24 protein-coding genes are annotated in these 15469 nt (G+C 63.5%); 15 read left to right on the forward strand and 9 right to left on the reverse strand.

The window, feature by feature from the left end; all coding sequences use genetic code 11:
- Nucleotides 1–25 precede the first annotated feature (25 nt).
- The 3 genes from ABID58_RS15325 to ABID58_RS15335 all read left to right on the forward strand — a co-directional run bounded on the left by ABID58_RS15325 (nt 26) and on the right by ABID58_RS15335 (nt 2054).
- Nucleotides 26–763 carry a TetR/AcrR family transcriptional regulator gene (locus ABID58_RS15325; RefSeq protein ID WP_148751421.1) on the forward strand — a complete coding sequence of 246 codons (738 nt, stop codon included), beginning with the start codon at nt 26–28 and terminating at the stop codon, nt 761–763.
- Between the two features lie 271 nt (nt 764–1034).
- A complete protein-coding gene (locus tag ABID58_RS15330; protein WP_354033244.1) occupies nt 1035–1601 on the forward strand; it encodes an SET domain-containing protein in 567 nt (188 codons plus the stop codon).
- Nucleotides 1602–1853: 252 nt separating this feature from the next.
- On the forward strand, nt 1854–2054 hold the full coding sequence (locus tag ABID58_RS15335; protein ID WP_148751423.1) for a hypothetical protein: 201 nt from the start codon (nt 1854–1856) through the stop codon (nt 2052–2054).
- A gap of 120 nt (nt 2055–2174) precedes the next feature.
- Here ABID58_RS15335 and ABID58_RS15340 read toward each other — a convergent pair whose 3' ends face one another.
- Both ABID58_RS15340 and ABID58_RS15345 read right to left on the reverse strand, forming a co-directional pair.
- Entirely contained in the window at nt 2175–2576 is a 402-nt protein-coding gene (locus tag ABID58_RS15340) for a hypothetical protein (protein WP_354033245.1), read from the reverse strand.
- 36 nt (nt 2577–2612) lie between these two features.
- Nucleotides 2613–2843 carry a hypothetical protein gene (locus ABID58_RS15345; protein ID WP_354033246.1) on the reverse strand — a complete coding sequence of 77 codons (231 nt, stop codon included), beginning with the start codon at nt 2841–2843 and terminating at the stop codon, nt 2613–2615.
- A 100-nt stretch (nt 2844–2943) separates the two neighbouring features.
- Here ABID58_RS15345 and ABID58_RS15350 point away from each other — a divergent pair, with 100 nt between their 5' ends.
- Both ABID58_RS15350 and ABID58_RS15355 read left to right on the forward strand, forming a co-directional pair.
- Nucleotides 2944–3765, forward strand: coding sequence for a helix-turn-helix domain-containing protein (locus ABID58_RS15350; RefSeq protein WP_354033247.1), 822 nt, complete (start codon nt 2944–2946; stop codon nt 3763–3765).
- A gap of 66 nt (nt 3766–3831) precedes the next feature.
- Nucleotides 3832–4497 (forward strand): DsbA family oxidoreductase, encoded by a 666-nt coding sequence (locus ABID58_RS15355; RefSeq protein WP_148751427.1) that lies wholly within the window; start codon nt 3832–3834, stop codon nt 4495–4497.
- Nucleotides 4498–4504: 7 nt separating this feature from the next.
- Here the strand turns inward: ABID58_RS15355 and ABID58_RS15360 are convergent, their stop codons facing one another.
- Nucleotides 4505–5668, reverse strand: coding sequence for a GNAT family N-acetyltransferase (locus ABID58_RS15360; RefSeq protein WP_354033248.1), 1164 nt, complete (start codon nt 5666–5668; stop codon nt 4505–4507).
- Between the two features lie 172 nt (nt 5669–5840).
- On the opposite strand from ABID58_RS15360, the gene ABID58_RS15365 reads away from it, so the two are divergent.
- A complete protein-coding gene (locus tag ABID58_RS15365; RefSeq protein WP_354033249.1) occupies nt 5841–6269 on the forward strand; it encodes a YeeE/YedE family protein in 429 nt (142 codons plus the stop codon).
- 5 nt (nt 6270–6274) lie between these two features.
- A complete protein-coding gene (locus tag ABID58_RS15370; RefSeq protein WP_354033250.1) occupies nt 6275–6742 on the forward strand; it encodes a DUF6691 family protein in 468 nt (155 codons plus the stop codon).
- Between the two features lie 36 nt (nt 6743–6778).
- Here ABID58_RS15370 and ABID58_RS15375 read toward each other — a convergent pair whose 3' ends face one another.
- Nucleotides 6779–7183, reverse strand: coding sequence for a hypothetical protein (locus ABID58_RS15375; protein WP_354033251.1), 405 nt, complete (start codon nt 7181–7183; stop codon nt 6779–6781).
- Between the two features lie 152 nt (nt 7184–7335).
- On the opposite strand from ABID58_RS15375, the gene ABID58_RS15380 reads away from it, so the two are divergent.
- The 3 genes from ABID58_RS15380 to ABID58_RS15390 all read left to right on the forward strand — a co-directional run bounded on the left by ABID58_RS15380 (nt 7336) and on the right by ABID58_RS15390 (nt 8408).
- Nucleotides 7336–7569: a hypothetical protein gene (locus tag ABID58_RS15380; RefSeq protein WP_354033252.1), complete on the forward strand. Its 234-nt coding sequence runs from the start codon at nt 7336–7338 to the stop codon at nt 7567–7569.
- A 13-nt stretch (nt 7570–7582) separates the two neighbouring features.
- A complete protein-coding gene (locus ABID58_RS15385) occupies nt 7583–7858 on the forward strand; it encodes a hypothetical protein (RefSeq protein WP_148751433.1) in 276 nt (91 codons plus the stop codon).
- Between the two features lie 256 nt (nt 7859–8114).
- Nucleotides 8115–8408, forward strand: a complete 294-nt coding sequence (locus tag ABID58_RS15390) for an HdeA/HdeB family chaperone (protein ID WP_187434860.1) — start codon at nt 8115–8117, stop codon at nt 8406–8408.
- Between the two features lie 122 nt (nt 8409–8530).
- On the opposite strand, the gene ABID58_RS15395 is transcribed toward ABID58_RS15390, so the two are convergent.
- Nucleotides 8531–8995 (reverse strand): PaaI family thioesterase, encoded by a 465-nt coding sequence (locus ABID58_RS15395; RefSeq protein WP_354033253.1) that lies wholly within the window; start codon nt 8993–8995, stop codon nt 8531–8533.
- Nucleotides 8996–9325: 330 nt separating this feature from the next.
- On the opposite strand from ABID58_RS15395, the gene ABID58_RS15400 reads away from it, so the two are divergent.
- Both ABID58_RS15400 and ABID58_RS15405 read left to right on the forward strand, forming a co-directional pair.
- Nucleotides 9326–9622: a hypothetical protein gene (locus ABID58_RS15400; RefSeq protein WP_354033254.1), complete on the forward strand. Its 297-nt coding sequence runs from the start codon at nt 9326–9328 to the stop codon at nt 9620–9622.
- Nucleotides 9623–9771: 149 nt separating this feature from the next.
- The gene (locus ABID58_RS15405; protein WP_354033255.1) at nt 9772–10026 is read left to right on the forward strand and encodes a hypothetical protein; all 255 of its coding nucleotides are present in this window, start codon (nt 9772–9774) and stop codon (nt 10024–10026) included.
- Between the two features lie 42 nt (nt 10027–10068).
- Here the strand turns inward: ABID58_RS15405 and ABID58_RS15410 are convergent, their stop codons facing one another.
- The 4 genes from ABID58_RS15410 to ABID58_RS15425 all read right to left on the reverse strand — a co-directional run bounded on the left by ABID58_RS15410 (nt 10069) and on the right by ABID58_RS15425 (nt 11971).
- Nucleotides 10069–10257 (reverse strand): hypothetical protein, encoded by a 189-nt coding sequence (locus ABID58_RS15410; RefSeq protein WP_148751438.1) that lies wholly within the window; start codon nt 10255–10257, stop codon nt 10069–10071.
- Nucleotides 10258–10979: 722 nt separating this feature from the next.
- Entirely contained in the window at nt 10980–11354 is a 375-nt protein-coding gene (locus ABID58_RS15415) for a hypothetical protein (RefSeq protein ID WP_354033396.1), read from the reverse strand.
- 198 nt (nt 11355–11552) lie between these two features.
- Nucleotides 11553–11720, reverse strand: a complete 168-nt coding sequence (locus ABID58_RS15420; protein ID WP_354033256.1) for a hypothetical protein — start codon at nt 11718–11720, stop codon at nt 11553–11555.
- A gap of 14 nt (nt 11721–11734) precedes the next feature.
- Nucleotides 11735–11971: a hypothetical protein gene (locus ABID58_RS15425; protein ID WP_354033257.1), complete on the reverse strand. Its 237-nt coding sequence runs from the start codon at nt 11969–11971 to the stop codon at nt 11735–11737.
- Nucleotides 11972–12214: 243 nt separating this feature from the next.
- Between ABID58_RS15425 and recA the strand changes: the two genes are divergently transcribed.
- The 3 genes from recA to ABID58_RS15440 all read left to right on the forward strand — a co-directional run bounded on the left by recA (nt 12215) and on the right by ABID58_RS15440 (nt 15428).
- Entirely contained in the window at nt 12215–13303 is a 1089-nt protein-coding gene (gene recA / locus ABID58_RS15430) for a recombinase RecA (RefSeq protein WP_026233157.1), read from the forward strand.
- 146 nt (nt 13304–13449) lie between these two features.
- The gene (locus ABID58_RS15435) at nt 13450–13590 is read left to right on the forward strand and encodes a hypothetical protein (protein ID WP_354033258.1); all 141 of its coding nucleotides are present in this window, start codon (nt 13450–13452) and stop codon (nt 13588–13590) included.
- A gap of 209 nt (nt 13591–13799) precedes the next feature.
- On the forward strand, nt 13800–15428 hold the full coding sequence (locus ABID58_RS15440) for an IS1182 family transposase (protein ID WP_354033386.1): 1629 nt from the start codon (nt 13800–13802) through the stop codon (nt 15426–15428).
- The last annotated feature ends 41 nt before the right edge of the window (nt 15429–15469 follow it).

The raw sequence follows: 15469 nt of genomic DNA on the forward strand, positions 1-15469 counted from the left end.
CAATATTGCGTCATATAGCTTGTAAATGGCCAAGAGCAGCACCACCGCCGACACCAAGAGCGAAACGGCGCACCTCGCGCGCGCCCCGAAAAAGACATCGCCGGCATCTCGGCCGGCGCGCCGCCGGGCGAGCGCGAAGGCCGAGACGCCCTATCATCATGGCGCCTTGCGCGAGGCGCTGCTGCAGGCGGCCGAACGGGTGCTGGAGCGCGACGGGCTCGGCGGCCTGACGCTGCGCGCGGTGGCGCGCGAGGCGGGGGTCTCGCATGCCGCGCCGACGCATCATTTCGGCGATCTCACCGGCCTCGTCAGCGAGCTCGCCGCAATCGGCTTCCGCCAGTTCAATGCGGCGATGGCGTCTGCCTGCGACGCGGCCACCTCGCCGCTGGAACGGGCGCTGGCGCGGCCCAAAGCCTACGTCGCCTATGCCCAGGCCCATCCCGGCATGTACGGTCTGATGTTCCGCACCGAGCGGCTCGACTATTCCAGGCCTTCGCTGCACGAGGCCGCGGAATCCTCGTTTGCCGGACTTGCCAATGCGATCGGCGCGATGCGGCAGGAGCCGATCAGCGGCGACAAGTTGACCATCGAGCAGGGCGCTGCGATCGCGCGGGCCTGGTCGATGGTGCACGGCTTCACCATGCTGCTGCTCGACGGTCGGCTCGAGGACATTTTGGAGCGGCTGCCCGATGGCACGACGGCCGAGCAGCTTCTGGAAGCGATCCTGAAGTCGACGGTGGCGGGAAAGCTGCCAAGCACCTGATCGAACGGAACGTCGGCAATTCCTGTCATGCATGCTCGCGCGACCGCGCGAGCCGTCGCGCCCAGGGATTGAGCAGAAAGCATTGGGCATTGGCGGAAGATCGAGGCCTGCGCAGGCGAGCGATGATGCGGAACTCGCGGCTCCCGACACTTTCACTGTGGGCAAGGTCAATCGCGCTTCCGATAGTCCTGACAGGGGCGCGGAATCGTTCTAGAAGAGCGGCTTCGCTTGGGCTCATGCAGCCTCGTTCGCGTCCTCTTTACACTTGATCATGCCAGCCATCTCGTCGAACAAACCTTATCGCGTCGGCCGCTCCAAGACGGGGCTTGGCCTCTTCGCCACCAAACCGATCAGGAAGGGCACCCGGATCATCCGTTATTTCGGGCCGATTCTGGACTGCCGAATCCCTGCGCAGGACGACATCGAGAACAAATATTTGTTCGAGCTCAACGGCCGCTGGACCATCGACGGCTCGGTGCGCAAGAACGTCGCCCGCTACATCAACCATTCCTGCCGGCCCAACGCCGAGTCGGACGTCCGTCCGCGCGAGCGCAAGGTGTTCATCCGCGCCATCAAGAACATCGAGCCGGGCGACGAGATCAACTACGACTACGGCACCGACTATTTCAAAGCCTATCTGAAGCCGATCGGCTGCAAGTGTCCTTCCTGCGAAGCCAAGCGCAAGAAGCAGCGTGCCGAGGAGCGGGCCGAACGCGCCAAGGTGAAGGCGCGCGCCGAGCGCAAGGCGCAGAAGGTGGGCGCGAAAACCACCATGGCGAGAAAGAAGAAGCTGAACGGCAAGCACTTCGCCGGCAAGGTCGGCCGCGCGAAGGCGTAGCTTCCGTCAGCCGCGCGACGTCGTCCTGTGCTTCGCCTCGATTGCGGCGCGGTTTCCGAAGTAGTTCGTTTCTCATAGTCGCCCCACGCTGCCGGTGCGGTCCGTCCTCAACGAAGGTGCGCCTTCGTAGGTACATTGGTGCGGCGCTCTGAATTTTGATGTTCACTTTGGAACAGAACCCGCGCCTTCTGCATATTAATTTCGCTGGAACTCAAACCCCAACGGTTAGGACCCGTCAGACGAGGTTGTACCATGCAGCGCCGACGCCGCTTCAAACAGACCGTTCCCCTTGAAGAACGACTTGCCGAAGAGGCGCAACGCCTCCGGGACAAAGCCAAATCCCTTCCCCCCGGTCCTCAACGCGAGGATGCACTTCGTAGAGCCAGACAGGCCGAGACAGGCTCGCACATGAGCGAGTGGCTGCGAACGCCCGGGCTTCAGCCACCCGAGTAGACCCTAGTGGCGAGCGCTGCTGAGCCGGGGCCTATGTCTCCGAGAGCAACCCGTGCCGCGTGGGTCCCGGCTCCGCGCCGCAACGCCAAAAGCGTTGCAGCGCGTCCGCGACTCGAGATCTTACGCCGCCGCCACCACACTCCCGCTCCTCCGCAGGCCCACATATTGTAGCTCGGCGAACACGCCGGTCGCGATCGCCTGCGCCACGACCATGAGCTCGCCGGCGAGGTTCGGCGACACCGCACCCGAGAACAGCAGCGCGATGCTGCCGACCGTCCAGGCCGCGTTGCCGATCACGACCAGCAGCACGATCGCCTTCGGCACCACTGCGCGGGAGGCGAGCCATCCGACCAGTGCGGTATAGGCGACCAGGAACAGGCCGGTTTCGCGCAACAGCGCTTCGGGCAGATTGAACAGCGTGGCGAACGCGCCGGCGCCAAAAATGAAGCCGAGCGCGGCGACACCGCTGAACACGGCGTCGGCGAGCAGGGCGCGGCGCAGGAAGGTGGATGCGTCAATCATCAGAGGTCTCCATGGTTGGGTTGGCTTGGGGTGAACTCAATTCAGTCCGCGCCACCAGGTGCGGAGCAGGCGAGCGAGGCGGAACGGGCAGAGGCTTCTGCCGACGCTGTGCTCGAAGGCTGTGATGTGCGCGACGACGTAGTCGCCGGTGGAATGCACCAGCGGCTCGGGCATGTTGAGGCTGCGTGCCAGCATCCGGGTCGCGAACGCCATGGCCCAGGGAAGAAGGTTGTCTGCAAGGGTGCGGTAGAGCAGCAGCGCGATCATGGTCATCTCCCGTGCTCAGGAAGATGCGCCGCGGAGCAACCCAATTCGATTACCTCAGGGGTAATGGAAGGGCTGAAATCTGCGTGGTAGGTTTTCGACCATGAACGCACATGCATCCACGGCCCGCGCCGAACCCAGCCAGCCGGTCCATATCGGCGACCATTTGCGCGAATGGCGGCAGCGCCGCCGCATGAGCCAGCTCGATCTCGCGGGCGAAGCGGAGATTTCCGCGCGGCATCTGAGCTTCGTCGAGACCGGCCGCGCCGCGCCCTCGCGCGACATGGTGCTGCGGCTTGCCGAGCGTCTCGACGTGCCCTTGCGCGAACGCAACGTGCTGCTGGTTGCCGCCGGCTACGCGCCGGCGTTTCCGCAGCGCCCACTGGAGGATCCCGCCTTGAAATCAGCCCGGCAGGCGATCGACCTCGTGCTCAGGGCACACGAGCCCAATCCGGCGCTGGCCTATGACCGGCACTGGAATCTGGTCACCGCCAATCGCATGGTGGCGCCGCTGCTCGTGGGCGTTCCGGAGCGGCTGCTCGGCCAGCCCTTCAACGTGCTGCGGCTCGCCTTCCATCCGGAGGGGCTGGCGCCGCGTACCGTCAATCTCGCGGAATGGTGCGCGCATCTGCTCGAGCGCTTGCACCGGCAATGCGAGGCGACGGCCGATCCGGAGCTGATCAAGCTCTATCATGACCTCAAGAGCTATCCGATCCCGGCGCGCTCCGGCCCGCTGTCGAGCGACAATGTCGCAATCCCGTTCAAGCTGCGCCATGACGGCGGGATACTAAGTTTCTTCTCCACCACCATGGTGTTCGGCACGCCGGTCGACATCACCCTGTCGGAGCTGGCGCTGGAGACGTTCTTTCCGGCGGACGAACGCACCGCCGCTTGGCTGAAACAGACGGCCGCAAATCTGGCCTAGCACCCTTGCCCCGGGCGGCGTTCGGCTTATCTTCCGACAAAACCGCACTGCCCGAAGGAGGCGCTCATGAGCACGCTGAAACCGCTCCAGATCGATGTCGTCTCCGACGTGGTGTGCCCGTGGTGCTATATCGGCAAGCACCGGATCGAGAGCGCGCTGGCGCTTGTACCCGACGTTCCCGTCAAGCTGAATTTCCGGCCCTTCTTCCTCAATCCCTGGGTGCCGCGCGACGGCATCAGCCGCGAGGATTATCTCACCACCAAGTTTGGCTCGGTCGAGGCCTATAAGGGCATTGCCGGCCGCGTGGTCGCGGCTGCCAGCGAAGAGGGCCTCCTCTACAAGCCCGAGCTGGTTGCGCGCCAGCCCAACACGACCGACTGTCACCGCCTGATCCTCTGGGCCGAGGCGATCGGCAAGGCGCCCGAGATGAAGCAGCGGCTGATGGAGCTGTATTTCCGCGACGGCGGCGATCTCACTGACGTCAACGTGCTGGTGCAGGCGGCCGCCGATGTCGGCCTCGATGCCGAGGACGTACGCAAGCGCCTTGCCAGCGACGAGGATGTCGCGCGCGTGTCGGCCGACGCGCAGGAGGCTGCCGAGAAGGGCATCTCCGGCGTGCCGACCTACGTGTTCGCGCAGAAATACGCCGTCTCCGGTGCGCAGGATCCGAACTTGCTCGCCCGCGCCATCCGCCAGGTCTCGGCGGAGATCAACGCGCAGGCGGCGGAGTAGCGCAGACCTACTTGCGGAGAAGATGAAGCGCGCGGCGTGCTGCTTCGCGTGCGAAGCCGCGCGCGGTCAGCGACGCGTGGATGAGTGCCACCATCGGATCGTTGCGCCTGAGCGGAATCAGCACGTCGCTGATCGCAAAGCGGCCGCGCCAGATCGGGTTGATCATAGGATGATCGGCGCTCGCAGTGGAATCCGCGCTCGCGATGGACCGATCGGCGCAGAGATGGCGCGTCAGGTTGAGCGTGAGCTGCACGCCCGGCGAATATTTTGCAAAACGCTCGTCGATGCCGAGCTTGAAGAAGAAGGCGCGGTCCTGGTGGCGCAGCACGATGCCGGCGGCAACCGGTGTCGCGCCGGCGCGCAGGGTGACGATCTCGCATTGCGCGGTCTCGGCAAGTGCGGGGACGGCGCGGCGAATGAAGGTCGCATCGCCCGCGTCCTGAATCAATGCAGTGCGGCGCTCGCCCTTCCAGCCGCTGGCTTCGAGTTGCAGGAAGGTTTCGAGCGCGGGCCTGATCTCGTCGGGCTTGCGCGCGACGTCAAAGCTGATCGCGCCGTGCGCCTCAAGGCGATGGCGCTGTCGTCGCAACTCCTTGAGCTTTTTGGCGCCAAGAGCCTCGTACAGCAGCGCCTCGCCATCCTGTGTCGCATCGAGGCTGGCGCGGACATAGGAGCCGAGCACGCGCGGCTTCAGGCAGGCCTGGCCGAGCGCTTCCTTGAGCGATGCCATCGCAGCGCCGTCTAGCGCTACGTCACGCAGGATCAGCGCATGCGCGCCGGCCTCGCGCGCACGTTGCAGCAGGCCTGTCGCGGCGTCGATTGGCCCGTCGCGGTCGATCAGCGGGCTGCACAGCGTGCCATAGGGATGCGCGCTCACCAGCGCGGGCAGGGGAATCTTCCAGGCTCGCCAAAGCGAGACCACCGGCATCAACCCGATCAGCCGCGTCGAGGAACCGCCGTATACGGACAAGGCCGAGGCACCGATACGGCCGCGCGCGGTTGCGCTGACGGCGAGCTCCCAGGCGGGCAGATAATAGCCGTTCGGCTCGATCGCCCGTTGCGCCAGCGCGCGCCATTGGCCAGGCTCGATCGCCCTAAGCGAGACGAGCGCGGGCGCTGCATCCTTCGCCGATGCCGGATTGATCGCAGCCTGGTGCGCGATGTCGACCACGTCTCGTCGTTCCCTGTTCACGCGGGCTTGAGCCGGCGTTACGCGGTCATGCTTAGCGCAAAGATTGGAAAATCCCGTTGGGACGCCGCTTCAATTCGAGTGGTATTGTTAACGTCTCATTGAGCATCCGGCCGGCCCACTGGCGGATGCTGTCTCGATCCGGAGGATCAAAATGGTCGCTACGCCTTTCACGCCGATTGCCTCGCTGCTCGGGGGCGCGCTGATCGGCCTGTCCGCCGTGCTGCTGATGTGGGCGACGGGACGGATCGCCGGCATCAGCGGCATCGCGGCACGGTTGTTTCCGCCTTACGAGGACCGCGAATTTGCCGGCCGGCTCGCCTTCGTCGCCGGCCTCATCGCCGCACCCGTGCTGGTGAGGCTCGTAACCGGAAGCCTGCCGGCGCAGACGATCGCTGCGGGAGCGCCGGTGCTGATTGTCGCAGGGGTGCTCACCGGCTTCGGCACGGCGTGGGGCAGCGGCTGCACGTCAGGCCATGGCGTCTGCGGTCTGTCGCGATTATCGGTACGCTCGCTGGTCGCGACCATCACCTTCATGGCGACGGGCATCGCCACCGTCTTCGTGATCCGGCACTGGAGCTAAGGGCAATGACCATTCTCGTTCAATTTGCGATCGGCTTGCTGTTCGGCCTCGGGCTCGTTGTCTCCGGGATGTCGAATCCGGCAAAGGTGCTGAACTTCCTCGACCTCGGCGGCATCCCGGCGGGGACATGGGACGCGAGCCTTGCCTTCGTGATGGCGGGCGCGGTCGCCGTGACCTTCGTCGGCTTCAGGCATGTCCTGAAGCTTGCACATCCCTTGTTCGCCGAACGCTTCTCCGTGCCGACGCGCAGCGACATCGATCTGAAGATCGTTGTTGGGCCCGCGATCTTCGGCGTCGGTTGGGGCTTGGCCGGCTTCTGTCCAGGACCGGCACTGACTGCGCTTGGCTTTGGCTCGACCTCAGCCGTCATCTTCGTCGCCGCGATGTGCGCCGGCATGGTGCTTGCCCGCTTCATCGCGAAGCTGCAATCATCGACACGGATCGCGGCGCCGGTTCATCCGCTCGAGTCCTGACGCAGACAGGACCGGACAGGCCGGTGCGATCGATTGCTAGATCGGCTCGTAGGCTTCCGACCCGCAGATGTCATCGGCTTCCGCGCGCCGCCTGTCGACGACCTTTCCGCCGTCGATCGTCACGATGTAGGTCTGGGTGCCCAGCGCCGAGCCGGTGGCCGAGGTGAGTTGTGCGCGGACACAGGCCGTCCAGCCCGGTCCGCGGACCTCGTGATGGGGCAGGGCGACTTGCACCTCGCGCGGATAGGAGGTGTTGAGGAAGACCACTTCGATCTGCTCGCGGACCACGCGCTTGATGTCAGGCGGCGGTTCGGGCGGCGGCTGGTCGGCTTCCTTGAGGCGCATGAAATCGGGCACGGGCGCGCGGCTGTCGGCAAAGCCACACGCGCCGAGCGCGAGCGCGCCGGCGAGCAGCGCCACATGAGCAACAATCCGCAACATTCGTGAAGGTCCCCTGCGGGCCAACAGATAGGCGCGAATTCGACCGGACGAAGTCCCGGCCGATCAACATTTGCTGAAGGGGTGGAAACCACCAGATTTGCTATTAGAGGATTGCGGGCTAGTTTGTACCCCGGATGAGGGGGATTGCAGCAATGAGAATTTTGGTCATGGCGGCTGCGGTGCTGGCACTGACGGTTGCGTCCGCGCAGGCGCAGATGGGCGGCGGCCGGCGCCAGCAGCAGGATAGCGGCCAGAAGGCGGACAACAAGCCCAAGGCCGACGAGAAGGCCTACAAGGCCGCGCTCGAGCGCATTCCGGAGTCCAAGGAAAAGTATGACCCGTGGGGCGGGGCGCGTCCGAGCGAGCCCGCCAAGAAGCCGAAATAGCGCGAGGCGCGCGGTGGCGGGCCGGCTGCGATATCTGGTTGGCCTCGTCGTTCTGCTTGTTGCGCGGCCGTGCGTCGCCTGGGAGAGCTGGGGCGGCGATCCCGGCGGTTCACGCTTCTCGCCATTGCGCCAGATCACGTCCGACAATGTCGGCCAGCTTGTCCGCGCTTTCGAATTTCACACCGGCGGGCGATTCTTCGCGGCGTCGTCGGCGATCGCGCTCACGATTGTCGCGCTGGTCATCGCGGGGCTGCGCTGGCGTCGCCGACGTCGTATCAGGTCGACATGATGTTTGCGTGCATGCGATGCGAACGGTCATTCACATCGTACGCGCTGTTGCACGAAGGCAAGGCCGATGCGCTTGTCGTTGCGCCACACCGTACGGCAATTCCGCACGAAATTGTCGCGTGAAATCCACAACAATACTGGCGCTACTTGCACAGCGCTTCAGACTTCGTTTACGACGTTGAAGCGGCGAGTCACTTCCCGCCGAGTTTACCCCGCAAGCCTTTCTTTTATGGCGTTACACGCCGATGGAGATTTCGATGAAGACCACGCTTTCGCTTCTGTTCGCCGCAGCGCTCTCGCTGTCGTCCATGCCCGCCCATGCCACCAAGCTCGATCTTGCCACGATGAGCTGCAAGCAGTTCCTCGAGAGCGGCGACGACACCATCAAGATGGTGCTGACCTGGATGGACGGCTGGTACAAGGGCGACGAGGACAACGCGATCATCGACACCGACGTGTTCGTCGATAACGCCAAGAAGTTCGGCACCTATTGCGGCACCAATCCGAACGTCAGCATCGTCACTGCCGCCGACGAAGTGCTCGGCAAGTAATTTTGGAAGCGTCGCGGCGGGAGCGTGATTGCATCGTGCTTGCGTCCCTTGCGTCGTTATGATCGCCATCGAGAGCCGCGGTGCGTTTGCGCTCACGCGGCTCTCTTCGTTTCGGATCAGGCTCAGCCGGGCAGCATCGCGAATGCGCCCGACACCATCGCCACCTGCTTGTTGTCGGTGGCGGACAGCAGGGTGACGCGGCCAAAGCTCATGGTGCGCCCGAGCCGCACCACGCGCGCATCCGCCAGCACGTCGGACGAGGAGACCGCGCGCATGAAATGCGTGGTCTGGTCCACCGTGGTCATTGGACGATAGCCGCGATTGGCGGCGAGGTTCGCGATCACCATCGCGGTGTCGGCAAGCGCCATCAGCGCCTGGCCGCAGACCACGCCGCCGTTGCGGCACAGCCGCTCCGAGAACGGCATGCGGAGCAGTGCGCCCGGCTGCCAGTCCGGCGCGTCTGCGGGTGGGGTGTGCTCGATGCGCTCGACGGAGAGGTTGAGATCCTGGACCCAGGGGGCAAAGACCTCGGCGAGGATGCGTCTGGCCTCAGTGATGCCGAACTCGGCGTCTGGCTGCGGTGGCATGGCTGTCGTTCCCTCCTGTGTTGCCGGATGTTTCGCTCATTCTGCCCGCTCGGGCGCGGCAAAGTCACCGGGCCGCCGGCTTGAAAATGCCCGACTTCGCCCGATATGATGCCACGCTTGGGAGCGGGTGGACGATGTTGCGTCGATGTGTCCTTGTCATTTGCCTGGCCGCGCTTGGTCTGGCGCTGAACGGTTGCACCAGGTGCGGCCCGATCTGGGACGACTGGCTCCACGGGCCGAAATCGTGCAAATCGGATCGGCTTTAGCGGAGCCGTGAAGAAGGTCAGGGTGCGGCATCCGTCCCCTCTATCGATGATCAAGGAGTGAGTGATGAAGCTTTTCCGTATGGCGGCGGTGTTGGCGCTGGTGGCTGGACCGGCCTTCGCGCAGGAGTCGCCCCATATCAATCTGATGGCGGACGGCCCCTCCAAGACCGAGGACGAGAAGGCCGCAGATGCCGCGCGCGACAAGGCCTACAAGGAGACGTTGAAGAAGATTCCGGACGCCAAGACGTCCAGCGATCCCTGGGGCGGAATGCGCGCCGACCAGCCGAAGCAGCCCGCGCCGAAGGCCTCGGCCGCCACCAGCGCGCCCAAGAAGACCAAGGCCGGTACTGCCGCCAATTGACCAAGGCCTCCGGAGGAGCCAATCGACCACGGCTCCGGAGGAGCCAATCGACCATGGCTCCGGAGGCGGGTGACGCCTCCTTTCGGGACTCCCCTTGGCCTGGCCCTGATCCTACATTCCCTCGTAGTGTTGCGTTGAGGAGGCAGGAGATGGCGGATCGCCCGCGGGACCTCGCCGAGCGGATGGCGCGCCGGCACAAGCCGGCTGCTGGATCGGGCGACAAGGCCGGTGACGGCTATCTGCGCGAGAGTTTTACTCTGCCGCGTGCGGCCGCACGGGCAAGGGCGCAGGCCTTCTTCGCGCGCTATCCCAAGGCCGGCTACATGAGCGAAGTCGAGAGCTGGCGCGAGCTGCCCGGCGGGGACATCGAATTCACCATGCGGCGGCTGCCCAGCGCCGACTAGCCCTGGTCCAGCCTCTCAACCCGCCGGTTCAGGCCGTCTCGTTCAGGCCGTCTTGCGGCCGATCGCCTTCAGCTCCCGATCGATGCGCAGCTGCACGCGACGGATCGCCAGCAGGTCGATCTTCGTCTCGGTCTTGCCTGTCTTGGTCTCGTCGCCGATCCGGAACTGCCATTGCCAGACGCCCGGGATCGCCGTCTTTGCAACCGTGAACTCAACGCCCCTGTGATTCATGGTCACCTCCACGATTCACCTCGCCATGTCGGGTAACATGTTGGCCGTCGCAATATTCCAGCGACAAGCAAAATTTGCCGCCAAGTCGCAGGTGGCTCATCGGAATTCAGCAAGCGCGCGCCGTTCGAAACAAGCGAAATCGGATTCCGAAAATGGAACCGATGGATGCTTTTTCACGCGCGCGGCCACCCGGCCAGGAACTCCGTTCATGGTCGGAGAACCACGGAGGCATACGCGGAGCACGCGCGATGGATCCGTGCTCGCGCAAGAAAAAACCCCGCCAGGGGAGAGCCGGGCGGGGTAGAAGGTTATTGGAGGCTGAGGTGCTGGGCTGCAACACCATAGCCGGACGACCCTAGCCCGTTCAGCTTACGACAGCCTGACAGACCGGGGCTTGCGGCCACGTCGAGAGCCGCTCTCACGTCCCAATTCAGACATCCCCCCGCACAACTTCAGACACATCCGTTGGCGACACTTTGCGGGCACGGCGAAGCCATGGGGGAAACGTGGCGCGCTGCTAGCGGGGTGGCATCATGGACAAGGTAGAGCGGTCATTTGCCGCCGCGACGGCGGCTGGCTTTGTGGTATTGGTCATCGGCATCGTGCTGCTGGCGTTGATGTAGCGGCGGCCTCGGCGGCACGTGCCGCCAAAAGCTGTGAAAACAACCCCATGCACAGTAGGCAACGGCCTGTTTCGGCTGGCGTTTCCTAATGCACCTTTCCTAATGCACCTTGATCTCGTCCAGCGGCAGGCGAAGGTCGGCGGCACGCTCCGCGCGGTCCTTTTTGCGGAACTCGATTTCCTTGCGCTCGAACTTCGCCATCTCCTCGAGCGCCGCCTCGAGCAGAGAATTGCGCCTGACAGCATGGTGCTGCGTGTCTTCCGTCATGATCCAATCCCCCATGGTGGCGGCCCCCTTTTCAAGTCGGCAGCCACGGAAAGGTTCGGTGCCACAAGATTGCGGAATGATGACGGCGCGTGCGGCTCCGGAAAAATAAAACGCCGCCCGCTTAAATGAGACGCAGGCGGCGGCTTTCCAGCCCCGGGAGGGGAAATGTAAAATCCCGATACCGGTGTGTCTGTCGTGCCGTGCCAAGGTTCATCGTGGTTCATCGTGCCCGGACGGAACGCCCGCAGAGCCGGCGGCCGCGCGCGCCACCTCCGCCGCATCCCATGCCCCTGTCGTGAATGAGGCGGCCCTATTGCATCAGCACGTAAACGCAACCGATTGCCACAATGGCTAACCACACCAACGAAGCGCTGAAAATTAGGATTTCCCGGTTCATCGCCAGCGCTAGTGTTTGATAGGGGAGACAGTCTCAATCTTGAGGCCGTCCGCATCTCGAACAGTCACCATCCGGCCTGTTTTCAACGCAGTGACCTTCGCGACGCGCAAAACTTCGGCCTCATCATCCAAATCCGGAACCACAATCGATGGGCAGCCTTTGGCGGGTTCGCTCATTGCCACTGCCTGCCTCAGTTGTCTTGCTGCACATCTGTTTTGGGAATCTGTAGAGCGGGTGAGGTCAGCCACGCATTCATGTGCGAAGCCGTCTCGGCTTGGCGGGCCCTGCGCAAGAACAGTTCGCGAGCGGTGCTGCCTGGAGCCTCTTTTTCGGCCGCCTGTTTGAACCGTCTGGCTTCTTCTGCCAATCGTTCTTCAAAGGACGTCGTGTGCTTGATCCGCCTACGCTGCATGGCGCGGTCCTCCATTTTCCGGCCCCACGAATCTAAAATCGGCCATAGAGCTCCGTCTGTTCGGTGTCCGACAAAAGCCAAATCAAGCCACTGTGATTTTCAAGCTAGGCCACTGGGGATGGAAACAGGCCAGTACCAAATTCCGCAAAAGAACATATTGCGAACCTAGAACAAATGGGGTACATTACTTTTATCGACGACCCGCCGCGCCAATCGTTTGTCCCGCACCCGAATCCTCGCCATAAGGAGCACGACCCGATGTCCACCACTGCCCTGCGTATCGTCGAAGGATCCTCCATGGACAAGAGTAAAGCTCTCGCTGCCGCGCTCTCCCAGATCGAGCGCCAGTTCGGCAAGGGCTCGGTGATGAAGCTCGGCAAGAACGACCGCTCGATGGATGTCGAGGCGGTGTCCTCCGGCTCCCTCGGGCTCGACATTGCGCTCGGGATCGGCGGCCTGCCCAAGGGGCGCGTCGTCGAGATTTACGGGCCGGAATCCTCGGGCAAGACCACGCTGGCGCTGCACACGGTGGCGGAAGGGCAGAAGAAGGGCGGTATTTGCGCCTTCATCGACGCCGAGCACGCGCTCGACCCGGTCTATGCGCGCAAGCTGGGCGTCAATATCGACGAACTTCTGATCTCCCAGCCGGACACTGGCGAGCAGGCGCTGGAAATCTGCGACACGCTGGTGCGCTCGGGCGCGGTGGACGTGCTGGTGATCGATTCGGTTGCGGCGCTGGTGCCGAAGGCCGAGCTCGAGGGCGAGATGGGCGATGCGCTGCCGGGACTTCAGGCGCGGTTGATGAGCCAGGCGCTGCGCAAGCTCACGGCCTCGATCAACAAGTCCAACACCATGGTGATCTTCATCAACCAGATCCGTATGAAAATCGGTGTGATGTACGGCTCGCCGGAAACCACCACCGGGGGCAACGCGCTGAAATTCTACGCCTCTGTCCGCCTGGACATTCGCCGCATCGGTGCGATCAAGGAGCGCGACGAAGTGGTCGGCAACACCACCCGCGTCAAGGTGGTGAAGAACAAGCTGGCGCCGCCGTTCAAGCAGGTCGAATTCGACATCATGTACGGCGAAGGCGTCTCCAAGATGGGCGAGATCCTCGATCTCGGCGTCAAGGCCGGCATCGTCGAAAAGTCCGGCGCCTGGTTCTCCTATGACAGCCAGCGCCTCGGCCAGGGCCGCGAGAACTCGAAAGCGTTCCTGAAGGCCAACCCCGACATCACCGCCAAGATCGAGACCTCGATCCGCCAGAACTCCGGCCTGATCGCCGAGCAGATTCTGGCCGGCAGCCCCGAGCGCGACGCCGACGGCGAAGAGCCCGCGGACGAGTAAGCTTACCGCGAAGAACTTTTCGCGAGGAGCGGGCGCTGAGGACGTTGAGTTGCCGACGTCATCAGTGCCCGTTTCTTTTTGCGTTTCGTTGATCAGGTGGTGTGATGAGGCGTGTGATTTTGACGGGTTCATCCGGGAGCGATCTCATGCGCTCGGGCCTCGCCGAGGCCGTCATTCCGTTCATGTTCCGTCTTGTTGATGGGCCTTTGCCTCTCGACGAACTCGCAGTCTATGTCGCCGCCCGTTCGGAGACAGCAAAGCCGGGCAGTGGGGCGGCACTGAATTGACCAACGAGCGGCTCTGGCGATGGGACCGCGAAAGCCGATCGTTGGTCGCGCCGTAGAGGCGCATTCGGGAACGCGGTGCCGTAGGGTGGGCAAAGGCGCGCAAGCGCCGTGCCCACCATATTTCAACGCACACAAAGGTGGTGGGCACGCTTCCGAGACTGGGCAAGAATTGTTCTCGCCCGAATCGGGATCGATGTACGATTCTATTCATGACGAATCGCACTTATAAGACTGGTCCGCGGCGGGAGCAGTTGAGCCTTCTGCCGCCTCGCGTCGAGGATTATGTTGCGCAAGACAACCCGGTCCGGGCGATCGAGGCCTATGTCTGTGCGCTCGATCTTGAGAAGCTCGGGTTCCGGCATGCCGGTGGTGGCACCGGGGCGGGACAGCCAAGTTACCATCCGGCGGACCTGTTGAAGGCCTATCTTTACGGTTATCTCAACCGGGTCCGCTCCTCGCGTCGCCTCGAGCAGGAGGCGCAACGCAATCTGGAACTGATGTGGCTGCTCAAGGGACTGACGCCCGGCTACCGGACCATCGCCAACTTCCGCCGGGATAATTGGTCGGCGCTCAAGGCGACGAACCGGGAATTTGTGCTCTTGCTGCGCGAACTTGAGCTTCTGGGCGGCAAGCTTGTGGCGATCGACGGCGCCTTCTTCCATGGCGATGCGAGCAAGGCGAGCATCAAGACGAAGAAGCGGCTGGCGGAGCAGCTTGCTTGTATCGATCGCGACATCGAGGAATATGGCAAAGCGCTGGCGTCGAACGACGCCAGCGAAGAAGCGCATTCGTCAGGTGACGGAGATGGCGGGAGCGCGAATGGGAATGGCGGCAGGGTTGCGGACAAGCTGGCGGCGTTGATGGCGCGCCGGGCGAAAGCCCAGGCCGATCTTGATCGTCTGGAGGACGGCGGCGAGACCCAGTTGTCGACCACCGATGCGGACGCCCGGCTTTTGTCGAAAAGAGGCCATGTCCTCGCAGGCTACAACGTCCAGATTGCGGTCGATGACAAGCACAAGCTCATCGTTGCGAGCGAGGTCGTCAACGACGGCAACGATACGGGCCAGCTTTACGAGGTGGCCAAAGCGGCAAAAGAGGCATTGGGAGCCGAGACGCTGCAGGCGATTGCCGACACCGGCTATTACAATGGCACGACCCTGAAAGAATGCGAGGAAGGCGGCATTGTTGCCTATGTCCCGCCGCCCAAGCGAACAGGGGGTTTGGAGGAACAAGGCCGCTTCACGCATGAAGCGTTCAGCTATGACGCCGAAGCCGACGCTTATCGCTGTCCCGCGGGCGCGCTGTTGAGACCGATGAATGGCGTCAAAATCAGCCCGGCCGGTCGGCAAGACGTCCGCTATGTCAGCCTGAAATCTGTCTGCAAGGCTTGTCACTTGCGCGAGCAATGCCTTGGTCAAAAGTCGGACAAGCGCACCATCTATCGCTGGCAGCACGAAGAGGTGATTGATCGTCACAGGGAGCGGATGAAAGAGGCGAGCGAGTTGATGCGCCAGCGCTCCTGCTTGGTCGAGCATCCCTTCGGCACGCTCAAATGCCGCGCCGGCTATCGCCACTTCCTAGTCCGCGGCTTTGCCAAGGTTCGCGGCGAATGGAGTCTGATGGCGCTCTGCTACAATCTCGCCCGTGTGCTGAACATCCTCGGCTTTGACGGCTTTGTCGCGTTTTTTGCCAACCGGGTGGCCAGGAGCGCAATTTTGCGCGTCCTGTGCGCCGTCGTGCCCGCCATAGGCCCTGCCATCGTCTCTATCAGAGGCCTCTCAGCCAAATTAGGCCAAAAACCAGCGATCATCCGCTTCCGCTTCAGCATCGCAGCGTAACCGCGAGATTCTTGCCCAGTCTCTTCCGCTTTGCCCACCCT

The sequence above is a fragment of the Bradyrhizobium sp. S3.2.6 genome, from assembly GCF_040546885.1.
Lineage (GTDB): Bacteria > Pseudomonadota > Alphaproteobacteria > Rhizobiales > Xanthobacteraceae > Bradyrhizobium > Bradyrhizobium cytisi.